Source organism: Synergistaceae bacterium (assembly GCA_012728235.1).
In the GTDB taxonomy this organism is placed as follows: domain Bacteria; phylum Synergistota; class Synergistia; order Synergistales; family Synergistaceae; genus JAAYFL01.
Window position 1 is genome coordinate 1 of record JAAYFL010000025.1, and the last position, 2670, is coordinate 2670.

At 46.6% G+C, this 2670-nt stretch carries 2 protein-coding genes; both read left to right on the forward strand.

All coding sequences use genetic code 11. The features are described 5' to 3' along the window. Window positions 1-354: 354 nt before the first annotated feature. Window positions 355-909, forward strand: a complete 555-nt coding sequence (locus GXZ13_01790) for a PadR family transcriptional regulator (protein ID NLX74571.1) — start codon at window positions 355-357, stop codon at window positions 907-909. Window positions 910-913: 4 nt separating this feature from the next. Then, the gene (locus tag GXZ13_01795; protein NLX74572.1) at window positions 914-2500 is read left to right on the forward strand and encodes a flavodoxin family protein; all 1587 of its coding nucleotides are present in this window, start codon (window positions 914-916) and stop codon (window positions 2498-2500) included. Window positions 2501-2670: the final 170 nt, after the last annotated feature.

A 2670-nucleotide genomic window follows, 5' to 3' on the forward strand; every position in this document is an offset into this window, starting at 1 on the left:
CTGCGCACAGGGCGCAAAAACGGGCGGGGCCATAGAAACACCCGCCCTGCGTGAAAACGACTCCGCAAACCCTTTGTTTACCGGGCTTTGCGGAGCCTAATGCGTTACACAGTATCATTGCAAAAGGATGGTGAACACTTCCAAACCTTGTATCGTTTTTTCCCTTTCGTTTACATTTAAATTGTTCAATCGATTTAACAGGTTTCGGTAGAAGCGGGATACATCAGAAAGTAGCTACCTAATACCGAAACATAGAGATCGGAAACCAACGCTATTCAGCAAAATTTGCCTTGACGCTATATTGCCTCCGTGTTATACTCAACTTGTTGAATATGACACGGAGGAGGAATTCATATGTCACTCAAGCATGGTTTGCTGGGACTCTTGAATTACGGTTCTATGACTGGCTATGAACTGGATAAGATTTTTAGGGATTCGCTTTCGTTTTTCTGGCAGGCAAAGACAAGCCAGATTTATCGCGAACTGGATACTATGGAGTGCCACGGCTGGCTGACCAGTGAGCGCATTATTCAGAATGACAAACCCAACAAGAGAGTATATACCATAACGGATAGCGGAAAAGAAGAACTTGGGAACTGGCTATCCATGCCGGAATCGGATATTGCTAATGCAATGCGTGTCAAAAGCGCATTTCTGATGCGTGTATTTTTCGCAGGAGAAACGAGTACGGAACAATCACTGGAAATGCTTCGAACATACCGTGAAAAATGCATGGAAGCTAGTAAGGGAATGAGTGCCGCCTATGATGCTATCTCTAAATATAGGACGGTTGTTGGCAACGATGAAAAATCAAAATACTGGAGAATAGCAGCACTTTATGGGGACGCATTTATCCATGCAGGTCTTACCTGGGCGGATAAAGCAATAGCTGTTTTAGAGGAGAAGTGAAATGATAAAGATCTTAGTTTTGAATGGTTCTCCCAAAAGTGGAAATAGCAACACCATGTACCTTACCCGCGCATTTTTGAACGGAGCCAAGTGGGCAGACGCTGAAATTATTGATGTGGCAAAAGCGAACGTCAAGGGCTGTTTGGGGTGCTTCGCCTGTTGGAATAAGACACCGGGAAAGTGTGTAATAAATGACGGAATGAGCGAGATCCTGATCAAATTGATTGCCGCTGATGTAGTTATTTGGTCTTTTCCACTGTACTATTTTGGTGTTCCAGGAGAGCTTAAAAATCTCATCGACCGGCAGCTTCCCCTCAGTCTGCCGTTTATGGCTGAGGGTACCGAGAGCGGGGGACATCCGATGCGCTATAAGGTAACCCATCAAAAGCACCTTGTTATTTCAACTTGCGGCTTTTGGACATCGAAAGGCAATTATGATGCTGTTATCCCCATGTTTGACCACTTTTGCGGAAAAGACAAATATACGACAGTCCTTTGCGGACAGGGAGAGCTCTTTAGTGTGCCAGAACTAAAAGGCCGCACAGATGCATATTTGGAAACCATCCGCCGTGCGGGGGCAGAGTATGCGGCCGGAGGGATTCGGGCCGAGACACAAGCAGAGCTTGCAGAGCCGTTATATCCACGCGATGTGTTTGAAAAAATGGCGGACGCTTCTTGGGGTATTGCCAAAGGTGAAGATGCGGGTGTGCCAGCAGATGAAAGCCATAGCTTTACAACACAGATGGCGGCTTTATACAGACCCGACGGTGTGGAGCGTGTACTGGAGTTTCATTATACTGATATTGATAGAACCTATCAGATTTTGCTGACAAAGCAAGGGTCAGAAGTAATAACAGAGAATTTCAAACCATATACCACAAGGATTGAAACACCGTACTCTCTTTGGCGCTCCATCTCCCGCAATGAAATTTCCGGAAAGGATGCGCTGTTTCAGCGTCTTTATAAAGTCATTGGCGATTTTAACCTCATGCTCAAATGGGATGAATTGTTCGGCACATCGGCTCCCCCAAAGGGAGCCGATGTAACCCCTTCGCGCAAAACCAACATGATGATTCTTCTCTTGCCATGGATTGCCATTTGGATAGCAATCGCAATAGATTCCATCGTTGGCAGTGCAGTAGGCATTGCCGTGGCGGCGCTTGTTCCGTTATTATGGCTTGCATTCCGTCCTGTTGTCTTTGAGCAAATCAGCGTCCCCATTGTGGCCGGGATTTCGTTGGCGGTTTTATTTGGTGCGAATACAAGGCTTATCGTTTCCGGCAGCTATTTGATCTTTGGACTGATATGGTTCATCGGCGCATTTACCAAAATACCGCTGACTGCCCATTACAGTGCGTCCGGCTACGGGGGAGAAAGCGCTTTTTCAAATCCACTTTTTATCAGTACAAACCGCATATTGACCGCCGCCTGGGGGGTGCTGTATCTCGTCACGCCCATTTGGACATATATTCTGATGGGCACTGGTCTTTCTCCCTACATAGGTCTAATCAATTCCATCTTACCTGCGCTGATGGGAGCTTTTACAGCATGGTTTCAGAGATGGTATCCGGCACGATATGCAAGAGGATAAGAGCTGTTGCATTAAGCCTTCGATACAATAGGTCTTGCTTGTCATATGCCCAAAATCGTCCAGACAAGCGTTGGCATACGCTCTCATAGGAATTTCACCTCCCTCCATTCTGATGGCGGGCCGTACTCATTGCCTGCGACGGTTTGATCACGCTCGGACTGTGACTATAC